Here is a 26485-nt window from a genome sequence, read left to right as displayed (position 1 = left end):
AAACTAAATGGGTTTTAAACCATTTTAGTTGTAAAGTGTTCCTGCATTCACAATGGGTTGTGCGGCTTTTTCACCACATAATACTACCATCAGATTGCTTACCATTGCTGCTTTTCTCTCGTCGTCTAATTCTACAATATTTCCTTCAGACAATTTTTTCAATGCCAATTCTACCATTCCCACAGCTCCTTCTACAATTTTGGTTCTTGCTGCAACAATTGCTGTAGCTTGTTGTCTTTGCAACATTGCACCTGCGATTTCTGAAGCATAGGCAAGGTGAGAAATTCTTGCTTCTTGGATAATGATGCCAGCTTTAGAAAGTCTTTCTGTAAGTTCTTCTTCCAAAATAGCATTTATTTTTTCTCCACCTTCTCTTAATGTGATTGGAGCATGATCATCTTCTAAATTATCGTAAGGGAAACTCATTGCCAAATGTCTTACTGCAGCTTCACTTTGCATTTTTACAAAATCTGAATATACTTCTACATCAAATGCTGCTTTATAAGTATTGCCTACTTTCCATACCATTACTACTGCAATTTCTATTGGGTTGCCCATTTTGTCATTTACTTTCAAAGTTTGTCCTTGAAGATTCTCAGAACGTAAAGATATCTTTTGAGATGAGTATAATGGATTAATAAAAAACAATCCGTTGTCTTTTACAGATCCAACATATTTCCCGAAGAAATTGAGTACTCGCGCATGATTAGGCTGAATAATCATTAAACCTTTCATAAAAAAACAAGTGAGAATAAAGCACACAATTGCTAAAATAATTGAAGTAGGATTTGGCACTCCATCATTATTAACACCATTAATAAAGAGAAAAACTGAGACTCCCATAAGAAGTAAACAGATAATTAATGCTAAATAGCCTGACATGGGTTTTAAAACTTTTTCCATAATTTATAATTTAAAGTGATATTATTTTGATATCATAAAGATAGAATTAAATTTTAAATCATTCACAACAAATTATATAATTGTTTGAAATATTTATTATCATTTTTGGTTTTAAAACTAACATCGATACTAAATAAGGTTTTTGAACAAAAAAAAGCCTCGAAAGATATGCTTTCGAGACTTTTACAATATATTATTTAAATTCTATTTTTTCTTAAGAGAAGTAAATTTAAAGTAAGATGCCGTTGCCAAAATAAACATGGTTGCAAGACCAATATAAACCCAAGCTGGCACTGGTACAGGATCTCCCGCTGCGTAAGAGTGCAATCCGCTAAGGTAATAGTTCACTCCAAAATAAGTCATCACCATAGAACAGAATGCAAACATAGTTGCTACGTGATATGCCCATCTACTTCGTAGACCTGGTACCAATCTCATGTGAAGTACAAATGCGTAAACCATGATTGATATAAATGCCCAAGTTTCTTTCGGGTCCCAGCTCCAATATCTACCCCAAGATTCGTTTGCCCAAATTCCTCCTAAAAAGTTACCTACAACTAGTGCAAACAAACCAATAGTAAGAGACATCTCAGATACAATAGCTAATTCTTTTAATGTTGTATCATTATGTAATTTGAATAATTTTTTATCAGAAATTATGTAGAACACCAACGAAATTACTGCGATAATCATAGAGAGTGCAAAGAATCCATAACTAGATGTAATAATAGCTACGTGAATAATCAACCAATATGATTTTAAAACAGGTACCAAAGGAGTAATCTGAGGATCTAATGCAGAACCTCCATGCGCAAATCCCATCATTATAACAGCCACCATAAAACCTGCTGCTGGTATAAGCGCATTTGAATTTCTATACAAAAATAAACCTGCAGAAATACCTACCCAAGAGATAAATATAATTGCTTCGTAACCGTTACTCCAAGGAGCGTGACCAGATATATACCATCTTGCTACCAAACCTAAGAAATGAATGAAATATCCAACAGCACCCAAAGCTATAGTAATTTTAATAGCTAGAGAAAGTGCTTTACTCTTTCTAAATAAATCTATAAAACCAAAAATAAGTAGTAAACTTCCTATAATAGTATAAAAAATAAGTAATTTGAAGTTAATATTTACTTCATTGGTAAAAATTTCAAGGTCAACTTTTGACTTCGCAGGAACTACACTTTTTCCCCATCTCTGTTGATAATTTGAAAGTTTAATCAATTCATCATCTGCTATGCTCCAATTCCCAGTATTTTGAGCCTGTATTACATTTGCAAAATAAGGACCCATAACCTTTTGAGATTCTGGATCTGGTTCGAATTTTTGGTCTAACCAAGAATGCCAAGTATGGTTTGGATCATTCTTCACAGGTACAATTCTCATAAATTGTCCACTAAAGAATTCGTTAAAAATTTGTACTCTTTCATTAACCTTTATGATTTGTTTATCATACTCATTCTGTTCAGAAGCTTTTTTTCTAAATGCTGTATTATAGTCATTTTCTAATATATATACTAAATTTCCATTTTCATCAGCAGGAAATAAATTCATCAAAGAAGTATATCCATCCTCATTCGCTTTAGTTTTCTTTAGAAGTTCTTCACCACCCTTGGCATCAACTTTTATCATTGGCACCATAGTCCAACTTGGCGTGTCTGTGTTAATAGACAAAAACCACTGATTTGCTGTAAGATATTTACCATCAGTTCCTCTAAAAGCATCCTTTTTGTACAACTTTCTTAAGACATCTAAAGCTTGGGTATTAATTGGAACAATCCTACCTTCAAAGTTTTGCACAAGAAGATAGCCGAATTTATCAGCGTGTTCCCTACTAATTTTATTTTTTGCAATAATCTCATCCGCTGTCACAGTTTTCATTTTGGAAAGTGGAGCAGCTAAAGAATTTTGTTGGTGTCCCTGTGGTTTTATTTGCGCATTAGACTGATTATCATGTGTATGACCATCACCCTCTACATGCACATGATTTCCACTACCGTCATTAGTTCCATGGGTTTCAATTTTTTGTGCATTAAACATTAAACTCAAAAATAATAGCAGCACAGTAGTTATTCTTTTTTTATTGACATCTTTCAACATTTTATTCAGTTTCCAAAAGTGAGTCCCTTTCCAGAAGAAAATCACAAACATTCCTAAAAAGAGCATTCCATATCCTATGTAAGAAATTAAAGTACCCCAAAAATCATGATTTACAGATAAAACTGTACCCATTCTGTCTGGCGAGAAACTAGATTGAAAGAATCTGTACCCTTTATAGTTCAATACATGATTCATATAAATTTTATAAGGAGTTTCTTTGCCTTCATCAATTATTTTTACATGACTTTCATAGGCACTTGGAGAAGAACTACCTGGATAAGTTTCCATTACAAAGTCATCTAATTTTAAAGCGAATGGGGTATTGTAAATTTTCGGCCCAAATCCTACCATTATGTTTAGTCCGTCCATTGTCACTTGTTTATATCCATTTGGGTTTCCTCTTTCCACAGATAGTTCAACTATTTGCTTAGTTTTCGGCCCTTCCATTTCAATGGTCATTGCATCGGGTACGTTTTGATCCTTCTTTCTATCGCCTTCATAAGAAGAAAGTTTACCTTTTTTAAGACCTTCCGGAACTACCAATTTAAGCTCGTTGATGGTATAAAGGCTTCTTAAAACCAAAGGCTGAAATTGATCTTTCACAGTACTTCCAGTTGCCTGAGTAGCCATCGTCATAAAATTAGCATCTACAGGAGTTTTGATGAAAATTTCTCCATTTTCTTTTTTAAATTCTACTGCGCCATCAATTGCTCTATCAAAAGAAACCAAGGTTCCATTGATTGACTTTGTTTCACCAGATTTTATAAAAATATTTTGTCTGCCGGTATTACTGGTAGATACCAGATGAAGATACTCTAAGCCATTATTATCCGCAATGAGGGTGTCTTTTTTTCTCTGCACATAGCTCAACGTTTTTACTTTTACCTTTTTACCATGGTAATCGTAGGTTGCATTGAAATCTTTGTGTAGCGGGGACATTAGATAAGGTACATCTTGATAAGTTAGAATATCACCTTTCTCTTCAATTTGTATTTTGAAAAAGTTCTTATCAGTAATAATTTCGTTAGAAGTTTCTCCTTCACGGATCAACATCTGTCCTTCAAAACTGATATACCTAGTAATTGCACCTCCTATAAATATTAAGATAAAAGCAAGGTGGAACACTAATACGGGCCATTTTTCCTTTTTCCAAAGGCGATATCTAGCAATATTGCCCACGAAATTAAGAATGAGCAAAAACATAATCAGCTCAAACCATTTTGCTTCGTAGATTAATGCTTTCGCTGTGGGTGTACCATAGTCATTTTCGAGAAAAGTTGCATACGCCATTGAGAATGCATAAACCAACAAGAGCACAGCCATTGTCCGGGTAGAAATAAGAATATCTTGGATCTTCTTCATGATTTTTTTTACTTGACTTGCAAAATTAAGGATGATTAAGCGAAAGCCCGACAAAAAAAACTGTTATTTATCATTACTGTTCATACATTTCGTTATTTTTATTAATTCTAAATTACAAAAATACTTTTGTCTCAGTGTAAAATATATATAGTAAAAAATATACAATTCAGAATGTATTTTGCCAAAAAAAAGTTTAAAAAATTCAAAAAAACACTAAATTTGCGAAGATTGACATTATGGAACAGAAAACACAAAAACAAAACGACTCTACGTCTGACAAAGGGAAAACCTTATCTAAACCACGCATTTTTTCAGGACTTATTTTAATCGTCTTTTCGGCGGTTATGGCGCTATCGTTTATATCCTATTTGATGAATTGGAAATCAGATCAAAGTCAAGCAGGTACGATGCTAGATAAAGATATAGAATCTTCAAACCTTTTTGGAAAATTAGGAGATTGGTTGGGTAACATCTTCATATTTGATAGTATTGGGATATCCTCATTTATCATTGCATTTTTATTTTTAGTAGTGGGAACTATGGTTCTTAAGAAGAAAATTTTTAAACCTTGGATGACTTTTGGGCATTCATTATTTTTTATTTGCTGGCTTCCCATCTTGTTAGGAGCAATTACAAAAGGACAAGGTAATGTAGGAGTCTTGAGTGGTGTATATGGATATCAAATCATGGAATCTATGAATGCTATTATTGGAAGTGTGGGACTTTGGCTGGTTCTTGTGGTAAGTATTTTATTGTACTTTATTTTAGAATTTAATCTGAGACCAAGCTCCATTAAAGCAAAATTCGATAAAATCAATGCAAATACAATGGGGAGAGTGAAATCAATACTACCTAGCTCAAGCGAAAACTTCGAGGCGGATAATGATCTTGCACATGAATTTGATGATTTTGAAGAAGAGGAAGAAGAACCCAAAGCACCAATTCAGCAAGATGTTAAAATGCCTGAGGTGAAAATTACGACTTCAGTTCCTAAACCTGACCCGATAGAAAAGCCTATAAAAATTACAAAACCAATCCCTGAACCTAAAATTATAAACCAAGTAGAACCTATTTCTACACCTAATAATACATCTTTCAATAAAGAAAATTTAGATTTTAAAGTTTCAGAAAAAATTGAGCAAGAAAAAAAACCTGCAGTTCCTGTCGGCAAGGTAGAAGATGCTTTTGATCTTTCTTCGATTCCGACACCCATTCCTCTATCCGTTCCTGCAACAATAATTACGGTTCCGAAAGGTGAGACAACCATATTAGATGAACCAGCTTCAGACGGAATTAAATTTAATGTAGAAGTTGCACCCGCAGTAGAAATTGTAAGTGAATCGGATAGACAATCTAATGAACTTGTAGATAGACATGGATTATATGATCACAAATTGGATTTACCCCATTTCCAAATGCCGACTATCGATTTATTAAAAGATTATGGTAACGAAGAAATTTCCATCAACCAAGAAGAATTAGAGGAAAATAAAAATAAAATTGTAGGCTTACTGAAAAACTTTAATGTAGGTATTGCTGAGATTAAAGCAACGATAGGACCAACAGTTACTTTATACGAAATTGTACCAGAAGCGGGAATTCGAGTGTCGGCAATTAAAAAATTACAAGACGATATTGCCCTAAACTTATCGGCTCTAGGAATCAGAATTATTGCACCAATGCCAGGGAAAGGAACTATTGGTATTGAGGTACCGAGAAAAAATCCAACGATGGTTTCTATGCGATCCGTGATTGCCTCTCAGAAATTCCAAAATTCAGATATGGATCTGCCTGTCGTATTTGGAAAAACAATTTCTAATGAAGTATTCATGGCGGATCTTTCAAAAATGCCTCACCTTTTGATGGCGGGTTCTACTGGACAAGGAAAATCTGTTGGTATTAATGCAATTCTTACTTCCCTACTCTTCAAGAAACATCCAAGCGAATTGAAATTTGTAATGGTAGATCCGAAAAAGGTGGAACTTTCTCTCTACTCTAAAATTGAAAGACACTATTTGGCTAAACTTCCTGATGTGGAAGACGCCATTATTACAGATACCAATAAAGTAATAAACACGCTAAACTCTCTATGCGTTGAGATGGATACCCGTTATGATTTGCTTAAAAATGCTTTCTGTAAAAACTTAAAAGAATATAATAAAAAATTCAGCGAGAGAAAGCTGAATCCAGAAAATGGACATCGTTATTTGCCTTATATTGTCTTAGTAGTAGATGAGTTTGCTGATCTAATTATGACTGCTGGTAAGGAAGTTGAGCTTCCTATTGCGAGATTGGCGCAGCTTGCAAGAGCCGTAGGGATTCACCTTATTGTAGCAACCCAAAGACCTTCTGTAAACGTAATTACAGGTATGATTAAAGCCAATTTCCCTGCAAGAGCAGCGTTTAGAGTAATATCTAGTGTTGATTCTAGAACCATCTTAGATTCTCCAGGTGCAGACCAATTAATTGGTAAAGGAGATATGCTTTACTTTAATGGAAACGAAATTTTAAGACTTCAATGTGCTTTCGTAGATACTCCGGAGGTTGAAAGATTAGCAGAATTTATTGGGGAACAGAAAGGATACGCATCGGCATTTATGCTTCCGGAATACGTGAATGAAGAAGCTACAAGTACTGCAGGGTCATTTAATCCAAATGAAAAAGATGTTTTGTTTGATGAGGCTGCTCGAATTATCGTTTCTACGCAACAAGGATCTACTTCAATGCTGCAAAGACAGCTAAAATTAGGATACAACAGAGCAGGAAGAATCATGGATCAACTAGAAGCAAGCGGTATTGTAGGAGGCTTCAATGGAGCAAAAGCAAGAGAAGTTATCATAGGTGACCTGAATGCTTTGGAACAGTTTTTGGAAGAATTGAAGAACTAAAAACAATAGTTATCATAGTTTTTAACCTTTTGAATTAATTATTGTCTAAAGAGTAGTAAAAATTAAAAATATAAATGAAAAATATAGTTTCAAAAATAATAGTAGCAAGTTTTGTAGTAGGAAGCGTAGGAATGATGCAAGCACAGAAGATAGATGCTAAGGCAAAAAAAATTCTAGATGATGTAACGGCAAACTATAATTCTAAAAAAAATTCTTATTTTAAATTTGCATTTGGTAATGGAATGAATGGTACTGTAACTAAGACCGAACCTGGAATCTATTACGTAGCAGGAGATAAATATAAATTAAAAATCATGGAAACTGAGCAGATTTTTGATGGAAATAAAATTTATAATATAAACACAGAAGACAAAGAAGTTACTGTTGCAAAACCTAATGGCAGCGCTGTAATGTTTTCTCCTATAAATTATCTTACCACTTATAGAAAAGACTATAACGTAACCTATGCAGGTAAGAAAAATGTGAACGGGGTAAATGCAGATTTCATCAAGTTAACTCCAGTAAAAGCAAATGGTTTGAAATTCATTTACATCTTCGTGAATTCTTCTACCAAACAAATGCTCAAATTAGAGCAATATGGTAGCAATAGAGATATCGCCATTATTGATATTAAAGAATACAAAGAAAACCAACAGCTAGATGCAGGAATGTTTGTTTTTGATAAAACAAAATATAAAAACTACCTGATTACAGAATTATAAATCTAAATTTTATTAAAAATTTAAAAGTCACAAAGTTAATTTTGTGGCTTTTTTCATTAATTTTGACCCCATGTTTAAAATACTAGACCGATATATCATCAAAACCTTTTTTGGTCCATTCATTTTTATTTTCAGTGTATTGTTTTTCATCTTTATTGTAAATATTGTTTGGATACAATTGGGTCAATTTATGGGAAAAGGATTGAGCATTCCCCAGATACTGAAATTATTAATGTATTTGGGAGTCAGCGTTATCAGTTTGGTAATGCCACTTACGATACTTTTGGCAAGCATCATGTCATTTGGGGAATTCGGAGAACGCTACGAACTAGCAGCGATGAAGGCAGCAGGCATTTCACTTACTCGCGTGATGTTACCACTACTTGGCATTACCACTTGTTTGGCAATTCTACTCTATTTTTTCTCCAATAATGTAAGCCCAGATTTTCAGAAGAAGGCAAAAAATATGCTTTTCAATATTGCACAATCCAAGCCTGCACTTAATTTTACACCAGGTCAGTTTATAGAACAGTTGCCTGGATATGTTGTTAAATTTGATAAAATTCAAGGAGTGGATGGTAGAGATTTGCAAGGGGTTTTTATTAATAAAAAAGCAAGTACTTTTGAGAACCAACAAACCATCGTTGCAGAAAAAGGAAAATTTGTAAATGCAGCCAATAGAAATTATCTTCAATTGGTTTTGTATAATGGTTATGTAGTAGAAGATACGTATGCTGGAAAACCAGAAAGCGTAAAAGATAAACAGCCAGATCAAGCTGTAAAATTTGACACTTTGGTAACGCATTTTGATATTAGCGAAATTATTAATAAAGCAATTGAGAAAGAAAGAATAACGGATGATTTCAGATTTCAAACGTATTCTGAATTAAATGGTACTATAGATAAAACAAGGAAGGAAAATGCTAGACTAGCTGAAAGCATCAATAGCGAAGTAATTTCTCAGACAAGTTCTACGGCAGCATATATGGACAAAAATAAGGTGAAAGCACCTGTAAAATCTCAATATAAATTGGATACGGTAAAAACGGATAAGAAACTTGAACTTATTTACAATGCACATTCTAGGATAGAGAATCTTAGAAGTATATTGGATAACAAAGAGAAAGAAATAACGCCAAGCGTTAAGTATTTTAATAAAGTGGTTATTTTTCAGCAAAGAATTATTTCTTACTCATTCACATGCATAATCTTTTTTATGATTGGTGCGAGTTTAGGATCTATCATTAGGAAAGGAGGAATGGGAGTTCCTGTGATTATAGCTATTGTAATTTTCATCATATTCTACGTTATCAATGTAGGATTCGAGAATGTTGCTTGGGCAGGTAAAATGAGTCCTTACTTAGCTGCATGGTTACCGAATATGATCTTATTTCCCTTCGGAGTATTGATGACTTACAAAGCGCTTACCGATTCTCAGTTATTTGATGCTGAAAAATATAAAGTTTGGTTCAAACCTTTGATTAAACCATTTATAAAAAATAAAGAACATAAGAGATATCAATAAGAGATATCAATTTAATTAAAAACAAAAAAAAGAGAGATTCCATAATTTGGAAGCTCTCTTTTTTATGATACCGAATAATTCAGAACATTATACTTTCATGATTTCTGCTTCCTTCGTTTTTAGACGCTCTTCACATACTTTAGAGTATTTGTCTGTAAGTTCTTGTACATCCCCTTCAGCGCCTTTTATAGCATCTTCAGAAACACCTTCCAATGCTCTCAGTTCTTTTATTCCGTCTTGTCTAGCTGTTCTCACAACAATTTTAGTTTGCTCAGTTTCCACTTTAGCTTGTTTAGCCAAATCTCTTCTTCTTTCTTCCGTAAGAGGTGGTACGTTGAGGATAATAGTATCTCCGTTATTAGAAGGCGCAAATCCTAAATTAGAATTGATGATTGCTTTTTCAATAGCTCCAATTGCCGTTCTATCCCAAGGTTGAATAGAGATTGTCATTGCATCTGGAATAGAAACGTTTGCTACTTGGCTCAATGGTGTTGGTGCACCATAATATTCTACCATTACATCTTGTACCATAGATGTTGATGCACGTCCTGCTCTAATTTTTTGGAACGCATGGTCCAAGTGCTTAATTGCAGATTCCATATCTTGCTTTACAGATTCTAAAATAAGATCTAATTCTTCCATTATATATTTAAAGTTTGATAAATTACACATTATTGTAAGGTTTAGGAATACGATGTGAATGTAATCATTTTTTCTAAAATAATTATTTTACACTTACCAATGTTCCCACATTATCTCCTTCCACTATTTTGATTAGGTTACCATCTTTGTTCATATCAAACACAATGATGGGCAATTTGTTTTCGTGGCTTAATGTAAAGGCAGTCATATCCATTACTTTAAGGTCTTTCTCGAAAACTTCTTCGAAACTTAAAGATTCATATTTAACGGCATTTTCATTTTTCTCAGGATCACAATCGTAGATACCATCTACTCTAGTTCCTTTCAATATAACATCCGCATCAATCTCTATCGCTCTTAGAGTAGCTGCAGTATCTGTAGTGAAATACGGGTTTCCAGTTCCAGCGCCAAAGATCACCACTCTACCTTTCTCAAGATGTCTCACAGCTTTCCTTTTGATGAATGGTTCTGCTACTTTGTCCATCTCAATAGCGGACTGCAATCTTGTTTTAATGCCTGCGTCTTCCAAAGCACCTTGCAAAGCCATTCCATTGATAACCGTTGCCAACATCCCCATATAATCGCCTTGTACCCTGTCCATACCTTTGGCAGCACCTGCTACTCCACGGAAAATGTTTCCTCCCCCAATCACAATGGCAAGTTCACAACCGCTGTCAACTACTTTTTTTATTTCCTGCGCATATTCCATCAGTCTTTCGGTATCAATACCGTATTGTCTGTTTCCCATTAGCGCTTCACCACTTAGTTTTAGAAGGATTCTTTTATATTTCATCTTATTTTTTATAATTGTAATTCTACTGTCTACTTCTTCCTAGATAGACTTTGCAAATATAATCATTATAAATTTTGAAAAAAGAAAAATATTACGCACAAATAATGGGATAAATATTTTGATAACTTACAAAAAGGGTTATTTTTGCAATAATTAAATATTGATTTGAAGAAAGTTCTAATTTTTTCACTACTTCTTTCGGGAATTGTTTCATTTGCTCAAAATGGGACAAATGTATATTCATTTCTTAATATTCCAGTTTCGGCTAGACAAGCAGCTCTTGGAGGCGATGCAATTACCATTAGAGATTATGATGTTTCTTTTGCTATTGCCAATCCTTCCTTGTTGAATCCAGATTCTGATAAGCAACTATCTATCAATGCTACAGCCTATTTGGCGGATTCTAAATACGGAACCATTAGTTTTGCTAAGGATTTAGAAAACGGACATATGGTTACACTGAACGCTAGATATTTGAGCTATGGGAATATCCCTAGAACTGACGAAAGTGGTTTTGAAATGGGAGAATTTTCAGCTTCAGATGTTGCTGTAGGAGCAGGATACGCATACCAATTTGAAGAAGATTGGACAATTGGTGGTGGACTTAATTTTATTACCTCAAAAATTGACACCTATTCGTCTTCAGCTCTATCTGGTACTGCAGGAATAACTTATCATAACAAGCAAAACAAAGAAGTTGCTTCAGTGGTTTTCAAAAATTTCGGATATCAATTCAATTCCTTTAATGGAGAAAGAGAGAACCTTCCTTTTAGAATAGATATAGGATATACAAAGATTCTTAAAGCTTTTCCTCTAGCGATTACTGTCACTGCACATGATCTTCAAAAGTTTGACATTTCTTCTGAATACAATATTAACGATCAGGAGGTGAATTTGGGTAGAAAAATAGCTGACCATTTTTCAATTGGAGCAGAATTATTCCCAGAAAAATCTTTCAAGGTAAGAGTCGGTTACAACGCTAAAAGAGGAAATGAGCTGGCTGTATCGGATCAAAGAAACTTTTCAGGACTTTCTGCAGGCTTCGGTCTGAAAATTTCAAAATTCAGGGTAGATTATGCTCATGTAAGGTATCATAATTCCTCAAACGTCAATCAACTTGGCGTTTCTATAGATCTAAGTAGCCATCGGGGTGAATAATCTACACTTAAACCGGTACATTTAAATTTGATTATCCCAAGATATCATTGGTTTTATAGATTTTTTTTTTGAAATTTGTATTATGAAAAAACCAGTAATAGCTATAGATGGATTCTCATCTACAGGAAAAAGCTCTATTTCAAAAATCATTGCGCACAAACTAGGTATTGTACATCTAGATACGGGAGCCTTATACCGTGGCATTACATGGTTTGCACTACAGAATTGTAAGGATGAGAATCTAGATATTGATCTTCAAAAACTGTATTCTTCTTTTCCTTTAATCCATTTAGAATTCAAGAATGTAAATGAGGAATTGGTATTGTACCTCAATGATAAGGATATTTCTGTAGACATAAGAACAAATGAGGTTTCTAATAGTGTTAGTTTTATAGCAAAACAAAAGGAAGTAAGAGATTTTTTACTCCAATTTCAACAAAATATTGCAGAAAAAGGAGGTGTAATCATGGATGGTAGAGATATTGGGACTGTAGTTTTCCCTAATGCAGATTTTAAATTTTTTCTTACTGCAAGTATAGAAGAACGGACGAAAAGAAGATACCAAGAACTTCTAGGTTTGGGTATTGAAGCCGATGTTAACCAAGTAAGAGAAAATCTAATAGAGCGAGATCGTATAGATAGTGAAAGGAAAATTGCTCCTTTAAAACAAGCAGAAGATGCTATTCTGATTGATAATTCCTCATTATCTAAGAAAGAAACTATAGAAAGAATTTTATCCTATATTAATAATTGATTTTTTATTTCGAAATTTCAAAATTGGTATATTAATTGTACTAATTTTACAAATAACTTAATATTAATAACTAAAAAAAACAAAAAATGTCTAGAAAAGGTAATAGTACAGCGGGTATGTTAGCAGGTCTTCTTGCAGGTGCAGCAGCAGGAGTAATTTTAGGAATGCTTTATGCTCCAGAGGAAGGTAAAGAAACTAGAAAAAAAATTAAAACTAAGGCTAGCGACTTAAAAGATCAAGCTAAAGATAAGTACGGAGATGTATCCGAAAAGGTGAAAGATCAATATGATAATATTTCATCTACTTTTAAAGAAACTGCCAACAACGTTGCGCACACTGTAAAAGATGGATATGATAAATATAAAGACCAAATCGTTTCTAAAACGACAGACATGGTAAAAGATGTTGAAGCAGGTCTTAATGATTTAAAATAATTATTATTTTATAAATTTTTATAAAAGGAACTTTGACTATTAAAGTTCCTTTTTTTGTAACACTAAAAAAAAACTATGATAGAGACATTAAAAGAATATGCTTCCAAACGCATAGATTTATTGAAAATTCAGGCCACTGAAAAATCATCTATATCTGCAGGTGTCATTGCTTATCTAGTGATTTTATTGGTTGCATTTACCTTTTTTATTATCCTATTGAATTTTGGAATTGCCTTTCTATTAGGCAATATAATGAACAATACTTCTTATGGTTTTTTGGTTGTGGCCACATTTTATTTGTTGATTATGATTCTAATCATTATCTTTAAAAAACGTTTGGTAAATGGAGTTGCCAATAAAGTAATAGAATTCTTAAACCAATAGCTTATGGGTAGAAATTATGAAAGTTTGGAAGAACTAAAAAGGAAAAAAGCGCTTCTACAAGGTGAAATTAATGACCTAGAATCGTTACTCACTTTCAAAAACACGAAAGAAAGTTTAAGTGCATTTACCAACGGACTTACTGATCAATATTTGCAAGAAAAAGTTGATGAGGAAGGGGAAGAAAAAACTGTTTTGAGGAAAGATGTTATTGCCAAACAACTTTCTTCTGAAGTAAAAGATATGTTCCTTAGCAAAAATGCAGCGATGGGATTTGCCAATAATGCACTCAAGGGTGATGCACTAGACAGCATGGTCAAACTTGCGGTAACTGCATTTGTAGCTAACTATGCTAAAAATAATTTTAGAAGTTCTAATTGGAAGAAAAAACTTCTTGGCGCTGCTTTAATCTATGTGGCTCCAATGGCACTAAAGTTCGTAAGAAAAAAGTTGGAGACCTATCAAAAATCTAAAAGTTTGTCTAGCATGGAACAATTAATATAACTATTTGGGTAAAAGCGTTGTGAGTTTTTTGTATAAAAAATACCTACGAACTCACAACTCTAATACTCTATTTTGTCTATATATTAATTATATTTATTAAAGAACTGACCCAAGATAATTCCTGCAGCCATTGATACATTCAAACTTTCTGTAGATTGAGATCTTCCAAATCTCGGAATACTAATTTTTTTGTGCAATAATTGTTCAGTTTCATTTCTCAATCCTTTTCCTTCATTACCCATGATTAAATTTAGCTTTTTTGGTTTTTCGAATTGGTATATATTTTCACCATCCATATCGGTACCAACGTTGCTATTTTTTGTCTCAGACAAATAGTCTACCAAGTTACAATAGACCATATTCACTCTGGTAAAAGATCCCATACTTGCTTGTATGACCTTTGGATTGTAGCAATCCACAGTGTCTTCACTACAAATGATCTGTTCTATCCCAAACCAATCTGCCAATCTAATGATTGTCCCCAGATTACCTGGATCTTGGATACCATCCAAAACCAATTGTATATCCCTCTCCTTAAAATTGGGATCTACTTGCAGTTCGCAAACTGCTATAGAATCTTTTGGATGTTGAAGAAAACTAATTTTTTTGAGTTCGTGTTCGGTAATCTCGATAACAGGAGTTCCTGTAAAACCTAGATTTTTTGCATCCGTAGAGTATATTTCTTTTATTTTAATGTTAGATTTGGGAAGTTCGGAAATGATTTTATTCCCTTCAACCAAAAACAAATTGTATTTTTGCCTAAACTTCTTTTTATCTAAAGACTGTAAAATTTTTATTGTATGAGCTGTAAGCATTTTAAGAATTCTCCTCAAAAATATTATAAAATAATTTCATTTGCAACATTTGCAGTACTTATCTCTGCTTGTAGCACGACAAAAAAGGTTCCTCAGGGAGAATATTTATTGACAAAAAACAATTTTATTTTTGAAGATAAATCTGAATTCTTTGATGATGAACTGAAAAGCTACGTTCAGCAGAAACCCAACAAAAAGCAATTTCTACTTATGCCATTGAGTTTGTGGCTTTATAATGCTGCAAACCCAAAGTACGATACTATCCTTAATGAGTATATGACGTATCCAAGCGAAATGAGAAATCAGGATCTAAGAGATTCTTTGTTTATTAAATACAATAGGAAAGAAAGCATCGGAAAAAGTCTGTTATCAGACAGATTGCTTCACAATTGGGGAACGCCACCAGTTATTTTAGATCAAAATAGATCTGAAAAAAGTGCTGAATCTATAGAAAAAAGATTAACGTATAGAGGATATTGGGATGGTAAAGTAAGCTTCAATCATAAACTGGATTCTGCAGGAAAAAAGGCTGAAGTGGATTATTCTATCACTCACAACAGCCCAACAATCATTAAAGAATACTATTATAATATCCCAGATCTAGGCATAAAAAGTATTTATCAAGAGTCTCTTCTAAAAACCCACATTCGATCCAAACAAATTCTTGATCAGACTGTATTGGAAAAGGAGGTGACTAGGATAAACGATCTCATGCGAGGCAAAGGCTACTACAGATTCAATAATGGTGGTGATGAAGTAGGGTTTATAGCGGATTCTTTGAAGAGCAGAAAAGAAGTCCCTTTAATTTTAGAAATAAAAAAAGATTCCGCCAATTCTCGATATAAAAAGGCAACATTCGGGAATATTGATGTTGCCGTCGTAAGAAATGCTAGTGACTTCGGTACCAAAACAGTGAAAGATAGTTTACGTAGAATTAGATTTCATAAAATGAATGAAAACTACAAGACTTCAGCCTTGTGGCGTACTATTATTGTCGATAGTAAAGCTGAGTATGATCAGAAAAAACTAGATATTACAAAGAGAAATATTTTGGCCATGAATAATTTTAGCATCTTAAAGGCTAAAGATTCTTTAAGACAAGGTGGAAGTATTACTCCAAACGATAGTATAGTAGATGTTTTGTACCTTTTAAAGCCATTACCTAGATATGAAATAAAAGTAGGAACGGATATTAATTATTCTCAACTGTTAAATCTAGGTGTAGCACCATCTATAGATCTTACAACGCGAAATATATTTAGAGGTGCAGAAAACTTGTCTACAAGTATAGCGGGAACTTTTGGGTCTATTAAAAACCCTAAAAATTTAGATAAAAGAATTGTAGCTTATGAAATTTCGGCTCAGGGATCACTTTCTTTCCCTAGATTACTTTTACCGTTTAATTATTACAAACTAATTCCGAAAAGATACACTCCTACTTCATCTATTGTTTTGGGAGCATCCGTACAGAATAATATTGGACTAGGCAGAATTAATTTTAATACAGGATTAAATTATTTCGCAAATGTAAATGATATTGTATCTCATAAACTGACATTATTTAATACGCAGTTTAGTTTAACAAAAAATAAGGAGAGTTATTACAGTTTCTTCGTAAACGATGAATATATAAGATCCGAAGCATTCGATAATTATTTTGCCTTCAATCCTGTTGTAGCCCAAGATTACAATGCTGGTTTATTGACGATGGATCAGGTATCTGCAAAAATTATTAAAGATGAAGCTTTTAAAAATAGTTTGGATGCTGAGAAACTAAACAATTTTAATAGTTTCAACCAATCATTAATCAATAAAGATAGACAAACTCAGGATATTATTATCTCCTCGATGATCTACAATTTTATCTATAACGAAATTGGTAAAAAGGACTTCGAAAATCCTTTCTATTTCAACGGTAAGGTGGAAGTTGCTGGTAATATACTTAGTGCATTCAATCAAAAGAGAGATGGAAATATTGGGGTACTAGAGAATTCTCAACGTACAATTTTTGGAATCCCGTATGCACAATTTGTAAAATTTGATTTTGATGTTAGAAAATATTTTAAGTTCAATGGAAATCAAACGTTAGCACTAAGACAATTTATCGGTCTAGGTGTTCCTTACGGAAATTCTTCATCTATGCCTTTTGCAAGATCTTATTTCAATGGTGGATCTAATGATATCCGTGCTTGGGTAGCATTCGGCGGCTTGGGACCTTCAGATTCTCAAATTGACGAAAGAATTCGTACCTATGTGATGGGTAATGTAAAGCTGACAACCAATGTAGAATACAGAGTTCCTTTTAATGATATGTATGAAGGTGCAGTATTCACCGATATTGGAAATATTTGGAGCTTGAAAGATAATGGTTTTAATGATCAGTTTAAATTTGGAGACTTTATCAAACAAGTGGGTATTGGTAGTGGATTTGGGCTTAGAGTGAATGTAGCTTATATTACCCTGCGTGTAGATTTGGCTTATAAAATCTATGATCCGAATAGACCTGAGGGCGAAAGATGGAGATTTCATGATATAAAACCTCTGAAACCTACTCTCAATATTGCATTTGGCTATCCATTTTAATCTGGAGGGATTCCCAAAATATAGTATACTACAGCAATCACTCTAGCGAGAACTTCTCTAGATTGATTTCTGTAGTAACTAGCAGGTTTTGTGACATCTTGGGCGTCAAATCCCAACGCGTTCATATTATTATTTCTGGCAAAAAATAAGGCTCTTAGATTGTGATAACCTTGAGAAACAATGATGATATCGTGCTTTTTATAAATATTTTTACATCGTAAAATACTTTTGTATGTATTGAAACCCTCTGGATCTTCGGTGATTATTTCTTCTGGAACACCTTCTTGGTACACCAAGTAATTCTTCATGGCTAAGGGTTCATTGTAGCCTTTACTTTTTTCGCCACTTACGATAATTTTTTTTATCTTTCCATGATGATAAAGTAATGCAGTAGCGTCCATTCTTTTAGTAAAATAAGGGTTTGAGGCACCCGATTTCATTCTTGGTGATGTTCCCAAGACCAAAGCGATTTCACGAGGCGGAATTTTTGAAATCTTAGTGTACGTTCGTCCATTGGTAAGCCCAAATACCCAAAGGTTGGATAAACATATCAACAGAATGCCCAATTCTGCTGATAAAAATATGAATTTAACTATGTTTTTTGCTGTTTTCAACTCAAATCAAAGTTAAGCTTTATTTTATTAGTTCTTGCGATAGACATACAAGCTAAGATTCTTCCTTGTTCCTCCTCTTTTTCTGTAAGATATTCGTTTTCCAAAAGTTCAACTTCGCCCTCTTCCACTTTGCATTCGCAACTTCCACAAATTCCTGCTTTGCAAGAATAGGGAACAGGATAATTTTGCTCCAACAATTGCTGTAAAATTTTCTCTTTATTATTTTTAAATAGAGTTGAATAATTCTTACCTAAGATTGTAAATTCAACCTTAATATTTTCAATTAAAGGAAATTGCTTTTCTGAAGGATAAATTTCATCAATCAGCTCATCGAAGAGTTCATAATGAATGTTTTTCTTCCTGATGCCATGATGATAGCAAGCATTAGCAAGAGATTTCACCATACTTTCTTTCCCGCAAATCAGCACTTCATCTACTGCATCCCAAATGGTAGATTCTTCATCGGTATCATCCAAATGTAATATTTGGTTAATGATTAAATTTAGTTTTTTTTCATCTAATCTGCCATAAAATAACAAATCATCGGTTTTTTCTTGAGAATAAAAGTAATAAATCTGTAATCTGTTTTGATATAATTTTGCCATATTATCTAGCAAATCTCTATAGACGACTTCATCTTTACTTTTGTTACCATAGAAAAGAAAAAGGCGCGTTCTAGGCTCAGTATGTAGTATGTTTTTGAAATGACTCAATAGTGGTGTAATGCCAATTCCGCCCGCAAAAGCCACAATCGTACGAAATTCATGAGGCTTAGAATCTATGGTGAATCTCCCGCTGGGTTCGCTTACCAATATAACATCTCCAACCCTATAATTTTTGTATAATTGAAAAGCAGAACTTTCAGTTGAGCTAATCTTTATCCCTAAAGTAATCTTATTTTCGTGTGGAGCCGACGTTATAGAGTAATCATATATTACCATTCCATCTTTCAATTTGAATTGTAAACTTACATATTGACCCGACTGAAAAACAAAATTTCCTACCAAATCTTCAGGAATATCGAGTTCCAGTGAGATAGTATTTTTGGTCAGGTCTTCCTTTTTCTTTATTTTTAACGGGTGAAATGGGGTAAGTTTCCCCTTGTACATTAGTTGTTCCATAGTTCTACTCAAAAATAATAAAAATATATACATGAAAAAGATAATTTTGACCTTGCTTTTCACAACCGCTTTATTGAGTTGTAAAAAAGAAGCGGAAAATACCACGTCAGTATCTACTACCAATGATTCTATAGATAACACAGCACCTTCAGTAACACCAGAAAAATTAGCAGAACTAAAATCTTTATCTCCAGAAAAAACCACTGAATTTCTACAGACTAAAAATGACACTTTATACGTTACCAATTTCTTTGCTACTTGGTGCGGCCCTTGCGTAAGAGAGATTCCGCATTTTAAGGAAAAATCTGTACAACTAGCGGGTAAACCCGTAAAAATTACATTTCTAAATCTAGATACCAAGGAAGTTTGGAATACAGAAGTTCCCGCTTTTGTGGATAAACATGGGATTAGAAATCACACCATTCTGTTGGATGGTGCACTGTTGGATGAAACTTTTTTTAAAAATAATTTTAAAACTTGGACGGGTGATGCAATACCGTTTACATATATGAGAAAAGGCGATAAAACTGATGAATATTTGGGATTAATGAGTCAACAAATATTAGATGAAAAAATTAAATCATTTGATGTAAAATAACTCATTTAGTATAAAATAATATAATGTCAGACAAATTCAAAATCCTGTGTTTATTATTAATAGTAGCGATTATAACAAGTGCTATTACCAATCTAAAAACGGGATTTTTAGATTTACAAATTCAAGATTTCTTTCAAGCTTCAGGTAATAATCAGATTGCAGAAATTAGGATAAACCGAGTATTAGTAATGCTATTAGCAGGGATTTCAATTCCTACGTCGGGATTTATGATGCAAGAATATTTTCAAAATCCCTTGGCAGGGCCAGATATTTTAGGGATCACTTCAGTAGCAAGTTTATCAGTTGCTTTTTATATATTTTTCGCGCACAATATTATACTTCCAGAATTACTGCAAAACAGTTTTTTAAGTTTATCTGCTATTCTCGGAAGTTTGATATTAATGCTGGTTCTTCTAGGTATTTCTCGCAGATTTCAAGATAAATCACACCTTATTATTATTGGTTTTCTAATATCTGCTTTTTCCGGGGCTATGGTTTCTTTATTGCAATTCTATGCGGAAGAACAAAGCTTGAAAAACTTTATATTATGGTCTTTCGGAGCTAATAATATGGTGACGAGAAACCAAATTTATATATTAACAATTTTGGTTGGATTTGGATTGTTCTTTAGTTTTAACACCATCAAGCCTCTTATCGGAAATTCTTTAGGAGGTGCTTACGCGCAAAGTTTTGGCGTTAATCTACAGAAACTCAAAATCCTTGTTATCATTACCGCTTCCCTACTTTCTGCGTCTATCACAGCATTTTTGGGACCGATTCTATTTATTGGGATTATAGTTCCGCATTTCTGCAGAATGGTATATAATCCTGCGAAACTTTGGCAACAATGGATCCTAAATATGCTTTTAGGAATATTCATGATGCTTTCATTTTCTATCATTGCAGAGAAAACAAGTATACCTATTAATGTGATCAGTTCGATATTCGGAATTCCTGTAATAGTAACCATGCTTTTGAAACAAAATAAAGCTTAGCTTAATAAAAAATCCTCTTTAAAGATGCATTTACAGATAGAAAACGGAAATATTGGTTATACAGAAACATTGATATCAGATGTCAATGTAAATTTAAATTTGGGTGACGTTGTGCTCTTAGTGGGAAATAATGGCGTTGGAAAAACAACCTTGATAAAATCACTAATCAATCAAATTCCTTTGTTAAACGGAAATATTTCAATTAAAGGTAATAATATCACTAAACTTTCAGTAAAGGAAATTGCAGAGGAAATTGCAATTGTTTTTTCCAAATCTATCGTACCACAAACCTTCACGGTTGAGGATCTTATTTCTCTTGGTAAATACATCCACTATCCCTATTATTTTGAACTAAAAAAGGATGATACAGAGGAAGTTTCTACCATTATCACAGCGCTTAATTTAGAAAAATATAAAAATACATTGCTAAAAAATTTGTCTGATGGTAATCTACAAAAGGTATTTATTGGAAGAGCAATTTCTCAAAATTCGCCCTTTATTATCCTAGATGAGCCTACAACTCATTTGGATGAGGAAAATAAAGTTATGATTTTGCAATTGCTGAGAAATCTTGCTAAATCTCATAAAAAATTAATACTATTTTCATCTCACGATTGGCGATTAGCGAAAGAATTTGCAGATAAAATTTTGTATGTTAAAAACAAACAATTATATTCGGGGATTGTGGAAGACATTTTACTTCAGCATCCGGAACTTGTTAACGCCTCATTGTTTCAGGTGAATCCTAAATTTGTAGCGCCAAATATCTCCGCGCCTTCCGTTTATAAAGAAATGTTGTACTCTTTGCTACAAAAAAACTTCGAACAAGATCTCTCTTCAGTTTCCTTCGAATTTGATGGAAATATTTGGACCATTACTATTAAAAATGAAAATTACAAATGCGAATCATTCGAAGAAATCGTAAAATTAGTTAAAACATTATACTAATTACATCTAATATTTGAAGATACTACATACTATGCATGCATAGTATTATGCTAATCATATAATTTAAGTTACTAATTATCAGTGTGTTAATTAAATTTAACACAAAAATATACTATGCATGCATAATATTTGCTACATTTGATATAAAGATAACCTAAACACTATGATGGACATCAATAAAGATAAAACGGAGAACGTAGACCTCATTTTGAAACAAACCTGGTTGGCAGTTTCTAAGATGTATAGCGAGATGGCACAAGAGTATGACTCTACGGCAGTACAAGCGCTTACTTTGTTGAAAATTGATCCCAAAGAAGGCACAAGGAGTACCAATCTGGGTCCTAAGATGGCTATAGAACCCACTTCGCTTACTAGAATTATCAAACTTTTGGAAGATAATGGCTATATTTATAAGGAGAAAACAACAACAGATAAAAGAGAAGTTATCATTAAGCTAACGGATAAAGGACTTAATTCTAGAAATCTATCAAAGGAAGTTGTCGTTAATTTCAATAAAAAAATTGTTGAAAAAATAGAACCCGAAAAAGTAGAAGTTTTCAAAGAAGTAATGGGTGAAATCATGAAAATTGCCAACGAATTATTAAATAACAGAAAATAAATAAAAATGAAAAGAAGAATCAAACATGTAACGGTTCTTGGTTCAGGAATTATGGGAAGCGGTATCGCAGCTCACTTTGCCAACATCGGCGTAGAAGTTTTGCTGTTGGATATTGTTCCTTTTGAATTGACTGAAGCTGAACAGAAAAAAGGTTTGACCAAAGATGATAAGGTAGTCAGAAATAGAATTGCTACCGAGAATTTGGCAAAACTGAAAAAAGCAAGTCCAGCACTCCTCTATTCTCCAAAATTTGCGGATAGAATTTCTGTTGGAAATTTCGATGACGATTTGCAAAAAATAAAAAATACAGATTGGATCATCGAGGTAGTTGTAGAGAGATTAGACATTAAAAAATCAGTTTACGAAAAAATAGAACAATTCCGTAAGCCTGGAACTCTAGTGTCTTCTAATACTTCAGGTATACCTATCAATCATTTGGTAGAAGGAAGAAGCGAAGATTTCAAAAAGCACTTTGCAGGAACTCACTTTTTTAATCCGGTAAGATATTTACCCTTATTAGAAATTATTCCTACACATGATACAGCACCAGAAATTGTAGATTTCTATATGAGTTTTGGAGCTAAATTTTTAGGAAAAGATACAGTTTTAGCTAAAGATACACCTGCATTTATTGCCAACAGAATTGGAGTTTTCGGAATTATGAATTTATTCCACAATATCCAAAAATTAGGAATGAATGTTTCTGAAGTTGATAAATTGACAGGTCCAGTAATCGGGCGTCCAAAATCAGCTACTTTCAGAACGGCTGATGTTGTAGGACTAGATACATTGGTACATGTTGCAAACGGTGTTAGAGAATCTGGTGCTGAGCAAGAATTATTCAGAGATCAGTTCGAATTGCCTTCTTACATCAATCATATGATGGAGAACAAATGGTTGGGTTCTAAATCTGATCAAGGTTTTTTCAAAAAGGTAAAAGATGCTGATGGTAAATCTGCAATTTTAGGGTTGAACCTTGATACATTAGAATACGAGGATCAAGGAAAATCAAATTTTGCAACTTTAGAACTAACAAAAAAGATTGATAAACCAATTGATCGTTTTAAAGTATTGATTGGTGGGAAAGATAAAGCTGGAGAATTTTACAGAGCAATGTTGGGAGCATTATTTGCTTATGTTTCTCACAAAGTTCCAGAAATTTCAGATGAAGTTTATAAAATTGATGACGCAATGCGCGCTGGCTTTGGATGGGAAAATGGTCCTTTCGAGATTTGGGATGCAGTAGGCGTAGAAAAAGGAATTGCACTTGCTAAAGAATCTGGTTATGAGGTAGCAGAATGGGTGAAAAATATATCATCATTCTACCAAATAAACGACGAAGGTGCAAAAACTTTTGTTAATAATGGATCTTACAAAAATATTCCAGGACAAGAAGCTTTTATTATTTTAGATAATATCAGAAAGAACAAAACATTGTGGTCTAATTCTGGATCTTCTATTATTGATCTTGGTGATGGAATCATCAATTTTGAAATTCGTTCTAAAATGAATTCTCTTGGTGGTGAAGTTCTAGATGGACTCAACAGAGCTATAGATTTAGCTGAAAAAGAATATGATGGTCTTGTAGTAGGAAACCAAGGAGCAAACTTCTCTGTAGGTGCCAACTTAGCGATGATTTTGATGATGGCTATCGAGCAAGATTGGGACGACTTGAATATGGCTATTGCCTACTTCCAAAAATCAATGATGAGAGTCCGTTATTCTTCAATTCCAGTTGTAGTGGCTCCTCATGGAATGACGCTTGGTGGTGGTTGCGAAATGACAATGCACGCTGATAAAGTAGTAGCTGCTGCAGAAACTTACATTGGACTTGTAGAAGCAGGTGTTGGTGTAATTCCTGGTGGTGGTGGTTCCAAGGAATTCACGGTAAGAACAATGAAAGAAGTAATTGCTGATGACGTGAAAACAAATAGACTAAGAGATGCCTTCATGAATATCGCAATGGCTAAAGTGGCTACATCTGCACAAGAAGCTTTCGATATGGGAATTCTACAAAAGCATAAAGATATCGTAGTTATCAATAAAAACAGACAAATTGCAGAAGCTAAGGATGTTGCTTTATTGATGGCTAAACAAGGATATTCTCAACCTATCGAAGAAAAAGTAAAAGTTCTTGGTCAGAATGCATTGGGTATGTTCTATGTTGGAACAGATCAAATGTTGGCTGGTAAATTTATCTCTGAGCATGACAAGAAAATTGCAGATAAATTAGGCTATGTAATGGCAGGAGGAAATTTGTCTGAACCTACCGAAGTGACTGAGCAATATTTGCTAAATCTGGAAAGAGAAGCTTTCTTACAACTTTGTGGAGAAAGAAAAACACTAGAAAGAATTCAGTACATGTTAACCAAAGGAAAACCATTGCGTAACTAATTTTTAAGATGTATTAGGTATTAAAGTATCATTGATATGCACAATTTTAGAGATTTAGAAGTTTGGTCAAAATCCATGAAACTTTGTAAGGAATTTTATTTGGCTTCAAAAAATTTTCCAAAAGAAGAATTATTCGGATTGACTTCACATGCAAGAAGAAGTATTTATTCTGTTCCATCTAATATCGCTGAAGGTGCTGGTCGTGATACAAATGCACAATTTTCTCACTTTTTGAATATTGCTTTAGGATCTTCGTTTGAATTTGAGACTCAAATATTAATAGCGAAAGATTTAGATTTTTTCTATAATAATGAATTTGATTCTATTTATTCTGAGATTAAGTACATTCAAAATATGATAGTGAAGTTAAAGCAAAAACTAAATACATAATACCGAATTACAATCATTACTACATTGTACAACCTACTTTAATACAAAAAAAATGAAAACAGCATATATCGTTGCAGGTTACAGAACCGCTGTAGGTAAAGCACCTAAAGGAAGTTTACGCTTTACAAGACCAGATGTTTCTGCAGCAACAGTAATAGAAAAATTAATGGGAGATTTCCCACAAATTGATAAAGATACCATAGACGATCTTATCGTTGGTAACGCAATGCCAGAAGCAGAGCAAGGACTTAACGTGGCTCGTCTTATTTCCCTAATGGGACTAAATACCGATAAAGTACCAGGAGTAACCATTAATCGTTACTGTGCTTCGGGATCTGAAGCAATTGCGTTGGCTTCTGCAAAAATACAAGCAGGAATGGCCGAATGTATTATCGCTGGAGGTACAGAGTCTATGAGTTATATCCCAATGGGTGGATACAAGCCAATCCCGGAAAGTCATTTGGCAAAAAGCCATCCAGATTATTATTGGGGAATGGGTTATACTGCGGAAGCTGTAGCTACTGAGTATAAAATCTCTAGAGAAGAGCAAGATTTATTCGCATTTAATTCTCACCAAAAAGCATTGAAAGCAATTGCTGAAGGTAAATTTGCGAGCCAAATCGTTCCAATCCCAGTTGAATACACATATTTAGATGAAAATCAGAAATCTCAAACTAAGAAATTTGATTTTACCGTAGATGAAGGACCAAGATTAGATACTTCGTTAGAAGGTCTGGCAAAACTTAGACCAGTATTTGCTAATGGTGGATCTGTAACTGCTGGTAATTCTTCTCAAATGTCTGATGGTGCTGCCTTCGTATTGGTGGTTTCTGAAGAATATTTAAAAGAGCACAACCTAACTCCTATCGCAAGATTAGTTTCTTACGCGGCGGCAGGTGTTCCTCCAAGAATTATGGGAATCGGGCCTATTTTCGCTATTCCTAAGGCGTTAAAACAAGCTGGCTTAACTCTTAATGATATTGATTTGATTGAATTAAACGAGGCATTTGCTTCTCAATCTGTTGCCATCAAAAATGAATTAGGACTAAATCCTGATATTTTAAATGTAAATGGTGGTGCCATCGCATTGGGTCACCCACTTGGATGTACAGGTACGAAGTTAACAGTACAATTATTAAATGAAATGAAACTAAGAGGTAGCAAATACGGATTAGTTTCTATGTGTGTTGGTACTGGACAAGGTGCTGCATCAGTTTTCGAATTATTATAAAC

At 33.6% G+C, this 26485-nt stretch carries 23 protein-coding genes; 16 read left to right on the top strand and 7 right to left on the bottom strand.

Annotated elements, in window-relative coordinates:
- Positions 1-24 precede the first annotated feature (24 nt).
- Both ACKI42_RS11220 and ccsA read right to left on the bottom strand, forming a co-directional pair.
- The gene (locus tag ACKI42_RS11220; RefSeq protein ID WP_407405449.1) at positions 25-903 is read right to left on the bottom strand and encodes an SPFH domain-containing protein; all 879 of its coding nucleotides are present in this window, start codon (positions 901-903) and stop codon (positions 25-27) included.
- A gap of 204 nt (positions 904-1107) precedes the next feature.
- Positions 1108-4374, bottom strand: a complete 3267-nt coding sequence (gene ccsA, locus ACKI42_RS11215) for a cytochrome c biogenesis protein CcsA (RefSeq protein ID WP_407405447.1) — start codon at positions 4372-4374, stop codon at positions 1108-1110.
- Between the two features lie 236 nt (positions 4375-4610).
- Here ccsA and ACKI42_RS11210 point away from each other — a divergent pair, with 236 nt between their 5' ends.
- The 3 genes from ACKI42_RS11210 to ACKI42_RS11200 all read left to right on the top strand — a co-directional run bounded on the left by ACKI42_RS11210 (position 4611) and on the right by ACKI42_RS11200 (position 9509).
- Positions 4611-7262 carry a DNA translocase FtsK 4TM domain-containing protein gene (locus ACKI42_RS11210; protein WP_407405445.1) on the top strand — a complete coding sequence of 884 codons (2652 nt, stop codon included), beginning with the start codon at positions 4611-4613 and terminating at the stop codon, positions 7260-7262.
- Between the two features lie 74 nt (positions 7263-7336).
- Positions 7337-7984, top strand: a complete 648-nt coding sequence (locus ACKI42_RS11205; RefSeq protein ID WP_407405443.1) for a LolA family protein — start codon at positions 7337-7339, stop codon at positions 7982-7984.
- A 70-nt stretch (positions 7985-8054) separates the two neighbouring features.
- Positions 8055-9509 (top strand): LptF/LptG family permease, encoded by a 1455-nt coding sequence (locus tag ACKI42_RS11200; RefSeq protein ID WP_407405441.1) that lies wholly within the window; start codon positions 8055-8057, stop codon positions 9507-9509.
- A gap of 87 nt (positions 9510-9596) precedes the next feature.
- On the opposite strand, the gene frr is transcribed toward ACKI42_RS11200, so the two are convergent.
- Both frr and pyrH read right to left on the bottom strand, forming a co-directional pair.
- Complete coding sequence (gene frr, locus ACKI42_RS11195) at positions 9597-10151, bottom strand: ribosome recycling factor (RefSeq protein ID WP_407405439.1); 555 nt, start codon at positions 10149-10151, stop codon at positions 9597-9599.
- 82 nt (positions 10152-10233) lie between these two features.
- Positions 10234-10944, bottom strand: coding sequence for a UMP kinase (pyrH, locus tag ACKI42_RS11190; protein ID WP_407405437.1), 711 nt, complete (start codon positions 10942-10944; stop codon positions 10234-10236).
- Between the two features lie 165 nt (positions 10945-11109).
- Between pyrH and porQ the strand changes: the two genes are divergently transcribed.
- From porQ to ACKI42_RS11165, 5 genes are all read left to right on the top strand, one after another.
- Positions 11110-12102: a type IX secretion system protein PorQ gene (gene porQ / locus ACKI42_RS11185; RefSeq protein ID WP_407405435.1), complete on the top strand. Its 993-nt coding sequence runs from the start codon at positions 11110-11112 to the stop codon at positions 12100-12102.
- Between the two features lie 82 nt (positions 12103-12184).
- Positions 12185-12856, top strand: coding sequence for a (d)CMP kinase (gene cmk / locus ACKI42_RS11180; protein WP_407405433.1), 672 nt, complete (start codon positions 12185-12187; stop codon positions 12854-12856).
- Positions 12857-12942: 86 nt separating this feature from the next.
- Entirely contained in the window at positions 12943-13290 is a 348-nt protein-coding gene (locus ACKI42_RS11175; protein WP_407405431.1) for a YtxH domain-containing protein, read from the top strand.
- Between the two features lie 75 nt (positions 13291-13365).
- The gene (locus tag ACKI42_RS11170) at positions 13366-13674 is read left to right on the top strand and encodes a phage holin family protein (protein WP_407405429.1); all 309 of its coding nucleotides are present in this window, start codon (positions 13366-13368) and stop codon (positions 13672-13674) included.
- A 3-nt stretch (positions 13675-13677) separates the two neighbouring features.
- Positions 13678-14175: a phosphoribosyl-ATP pyrophosphatase gene (locus tag ACKI42_RS11165; RefSeq protein WP_407405427.1), complete on the top strand. Its 498-nt coding sequence runs from the start codon at positions 13678-13680 to the stop codon at positions 14173-14175.
- Positions 14176-14258: 83 nt separating this feature from the next.
- Here the strand turns inward: ACKI42_RS11165 and ACKI42_RS11160 are convergent, their stop codons facing one another.
- The gene (locus ACKI42_RS11160; RefSeq protein ID WP_407405425.1) at positions 14259-14990 is read right to left on the bottom strand and encodes a TrmH family RNA methyltransferase; all 732 of its coding nucleotides are present in this window, start codon (positions 14988-14990) and stop codon (positions 14259-14261) included.
- Between ACKI42_RS11160 and ACKI42_RS11155 the strand changes: the two genes are divergently transcribed.
- The gene (locus ACKI42_RS11155) at positions 14976-17573 is read left to right on the top strand and encodes a BamA/TamA family outer membrane protein (RefSeq protein ID WP_407405423.1); all 2598 of its coding nucleotides are present in this window, start codon (positions 14976-14978) and stop codon (positions 17571-17573) included. The two genes, ACKI42_RS11160 and ACKI42_RS11155, sit on opposite strands and share 15 nt — an antisense overlap.
- On the opposite strand, the gene ACKI42_RS11150 is transcribed toward ACKI42_RS11155, so the two are convergent.
- Together ACKI42_RS11150 and ACKI42_RS11145 are read right to left on the bottom strand one after the other, a co-directional pair.
- Entirely contained in the window at positions 17570-18187 is a 618-nt protein-coding gene (locus tag ACKI42_RS11150) for a vancomycin high temperature exclusion protein (RefSeq protein WP_407405421.1), read from the bottom strand. The two genes, ACKI42_RS11155 and ACKI42_RS11150, sit on opposite strands and share 4 nt — an antisense overlap.
- Positions 18184-19308: a 2Fe-2S iron-sulfur cluster-binding protein gene (locus tag ACKI42_RS11145; RefSeq protein WP_407405487.1), complete on the bottom strand. Its 1125-nt coding sequence runs from the start codon at positions 19306-19308 to the stop codon at positions 18184-18186. The genes ACKI42_RS11150 and ACKI42_RS11145 overlap by 4 nt, the downstream gene beginning before the upstream one ends.
- Before the next feature lie 31 nt (positions 19309-19339).
- Here ACKI42_RS11145 and ACKI42_RS11140 point away from each other — a divergent pair, with 31 nt between their 5' ends.
- The 7 genes from ACKI42_RS11140 (at position 19340) to ACKI42_RS11110 (ending at position 26483) form a co-directional block, all read left to right on the top strand.
- Positions 19340-19906 carry a TlpA family protein disulfide reductase gene (locus ACKI42_RS11140; RefSeq protein ID WP_407405419.1) on the top strand — a complete coding sequence of 189 codons (567 nt, stop codon included), beginning with the start codon at positions 19340-19342 and terminating at the stop codon, positions 19904-19906.
- 23 nt (positions 19907-19929) lie between these two features.
- Entirely contained in the window at positions 19930-20901 is a 972-nt protein-coding gene (locus ACKI42_RS11135; RefSeq protein WP_407405417.1) for an iron chelate uptake ABC transporter family permease subunit, read from the top strand.
- Between the two features lie 24 nt (positions 20902-20925).
- Positions 20926-21849: an ABC transporter ATP-binding protein gene (locus tag ACKI42_RS11130; RefSeq protein ID WP_407405415.1), complete on the top strand. Its 924-nt coding sequence runs from the start codon at positions 20926-20928 to the stop codon at positions 21847-21849.
- Positions 21850-22015: 166 nt separating this feature from the next.
- Positions 22016-22468 (top strand): MarR family winged helix-turn-helix transcriptional regulator, encoded by a 453-nt coding sequence (locus tag ACKI42_RS11125; RefSeq protein WP_407405485.1) that lies wholly within the window; start codon positions 22016-22018, stop codon positions 22466-22468.
- Positions 22469-22474: 6 nt separating this feature from the next.
- A complete protein-coding gene (locus ACKI42_RS11120; protein ID WP_407405413.1) occupies positions 22475-24862 on the top strand; it encodes a 3-hydroxyacyl-CoA dehydrogenase/enoyl-CoA hydratase family protein in 2388 nt (795 codons plus the stop codon).
- A 36-nt stretch (positions 24863-24898) separates the two neighbouring features.
- Positions 24899-25252 (top strand): four helix bundle protein, encoded by a 354-nt coding sequence (locus tag ACKI42_RS11115; RefSeq protein WP_407405411.1) that lies wholly within the window; start codon positions 24899-24901, stop codon positions 25250-25252.
- 52 nt (positions 25253-25304) lie between these two features.
- Positions 25305-26483 (top strand): thiolase family protein, encoded by a 1179-nt coding sequence (locus ACKI42_RS11110; protein ID WP_407405409.1) that lies wholly within the window; start codon positions 25305-25307, stop codon positions 26481-26483.
- Positions 26484-26485 lie beyond the last annotated feature (2 nt).

The sequence above is a fragment of the Chryseobacterium sp. genome (genome assembly GCF_045629545.1).
Taxonomy (GTDB): domain Bacteria; phylum Bacteroidota; class Bacteroidia; order Flavobacteriales; family Weeksellaceae; genus Chryseobacterium.
Note: the sequence above shows the minus strand (reverse complement) of the source record. Positions and strands in the feature narration are given on the sequence as shown.

Bases quoted from the DNA above. Each gene is read 5' to 3' on its own strand.
- ACKI42_RS11120 (WP_407405413.1), top strand. From the start codon at position 22,475: ATGAAAAGAAGAATCAAACATGTAACGGTTCTTGGTTCAGGAATTATG.
- ACKI42_RS11125 (WP_407405485.1), top strand. From the start codon at position 22,016: ATGGACATCAATAAAGATAAAACGGAGAACGTAGACCTCATTTTGAAA.
- ACKI42_RS11175 (WP_407405431.1), top strand. From the start codon at position 12,943: ATGTCTAGAAAAGGTAATAGTACAGCGGGTATGTTAGCAGGTCTTCTT.
- ACKI42_RS11205 (WP_407405443.1), top strand. From the start codon at position 7,337: ATGAAAAATATAGTTTCAAAAATAATAGTAGCAAGTTTTGTAGTAGGA.
- pyrH (WP_407405437.1), bottom strand. From the start codon at position 10,944: ATGAAATATAAAAGAATCCTTCTAAAACTAAGTGGTGAAGCGCTAATG.
- ACKI42_RS11145 (WP_407405487.1), bottom strand. From the start codon at position 19,308: ATGGAACAACTAATGTACAAGGGGAAACTTACCCCATTTCACCCGTTA.
- ACKI42_RS11220 (WP_407405449.1), bottom strand. From the start codon at position 903: ATGGAAAAAGTTTTAAAACCCATGTCAGGCTATTTAGCATTAATTATC.
- frr (WP_407405439.1), bottom strand. From the start codon at position 10,151: ATGGAAGAATTAGATCTTATTTTAGAATCTGTAAAGCAAGATATGGAA.
- ACKI42_RS11160 (WP_407405425.1), bottom strand. From the start codon at position 14,990: ATGCTTACAGCTCATACAATAAAAATTTTACAGTCTTTAGATAAAAAG.
- ACKI42_RS11135 (WP_407405417.1), top strand. From the start codon at position 19,930: ATGTCAGACAAATTCAAAATCCTGTGTTTATTATTAATAGTAGCGATT.
- ACKI42_RS11200 (WP_407405441.1), top strand. From the start codon at position 8,055: ATGTTTAAAATACTAGACCGATATATCATCAAAACCTTTTTTGGTCCA.
- ACKI42_RS11115 (WP_407405411.1), top strand. From the start codon at position 24,899: ATGCACAATTTTAGAGATTTAGAAGTTTGGTCAAAATCCATGAAACTT.
- ACKI42_RS11130 (WP_407405415.1), top strand. From the start codon at position 20,926: ATGCATTTACAGATAGAAAACGGAAATATTGGTTATACAGAAACATTG.
- ACKI42_RS11170 (WP_407405429.1), top strand. From the start codon at position 13,366: ATGATAGAGACATTAAAAGAATATGCTTCCAAACGCATAGATTTATTG.
- ccsA (WP_407405447.1), bottom strand. From the start codon at position 4,374: ATGAAGAAGATCCAAGATATTCTTATTTCTACCCGGACAATGGCTGTG.
- ACKI42_RS11165 (WP_407405427.1), top strand. From the start codon at position 13,678: ATGGGTAGAAATTATGAAAGTTTGGAAGAACTAAAAAGGAAAAAAGCG.
- ACKI42_RS11210 (WP_407405445.1), top strand. From the start codon at position 4,611: ATGGAACAGAAAACACAAAAACAAAACGACTCTACGTCTGACAAAGGG.
- cmk (WP_407405433.1), top strand. From the start codon at position 12,185: ATGAAAAAACCAGTAATAGCTATAGATGGATTCTCATCTACAGGAAAA.
- ACKI42_RS11140 (WP_407405419.1), top strand. From the start codon at position 19,340: ATGAAAAAGATAATTTTGACCTTGCTTTTCACAACCGCTTTATTGAGT.
- ACKI42_RS11155 (WP_407405423.1), top strand. From the start codon at position 14,976: ATGAGCTGTAAGCATTTTAAGAATTCTCCTCAAAAATATTATAAAATA.
- ACKI42_RS11110 (WP_407405409.1), top strand. From the start codon at position 25,305: ATGAAAACAGCATATATCGTTGCAGGTTACAGAACCGCTGTAGGTAAA.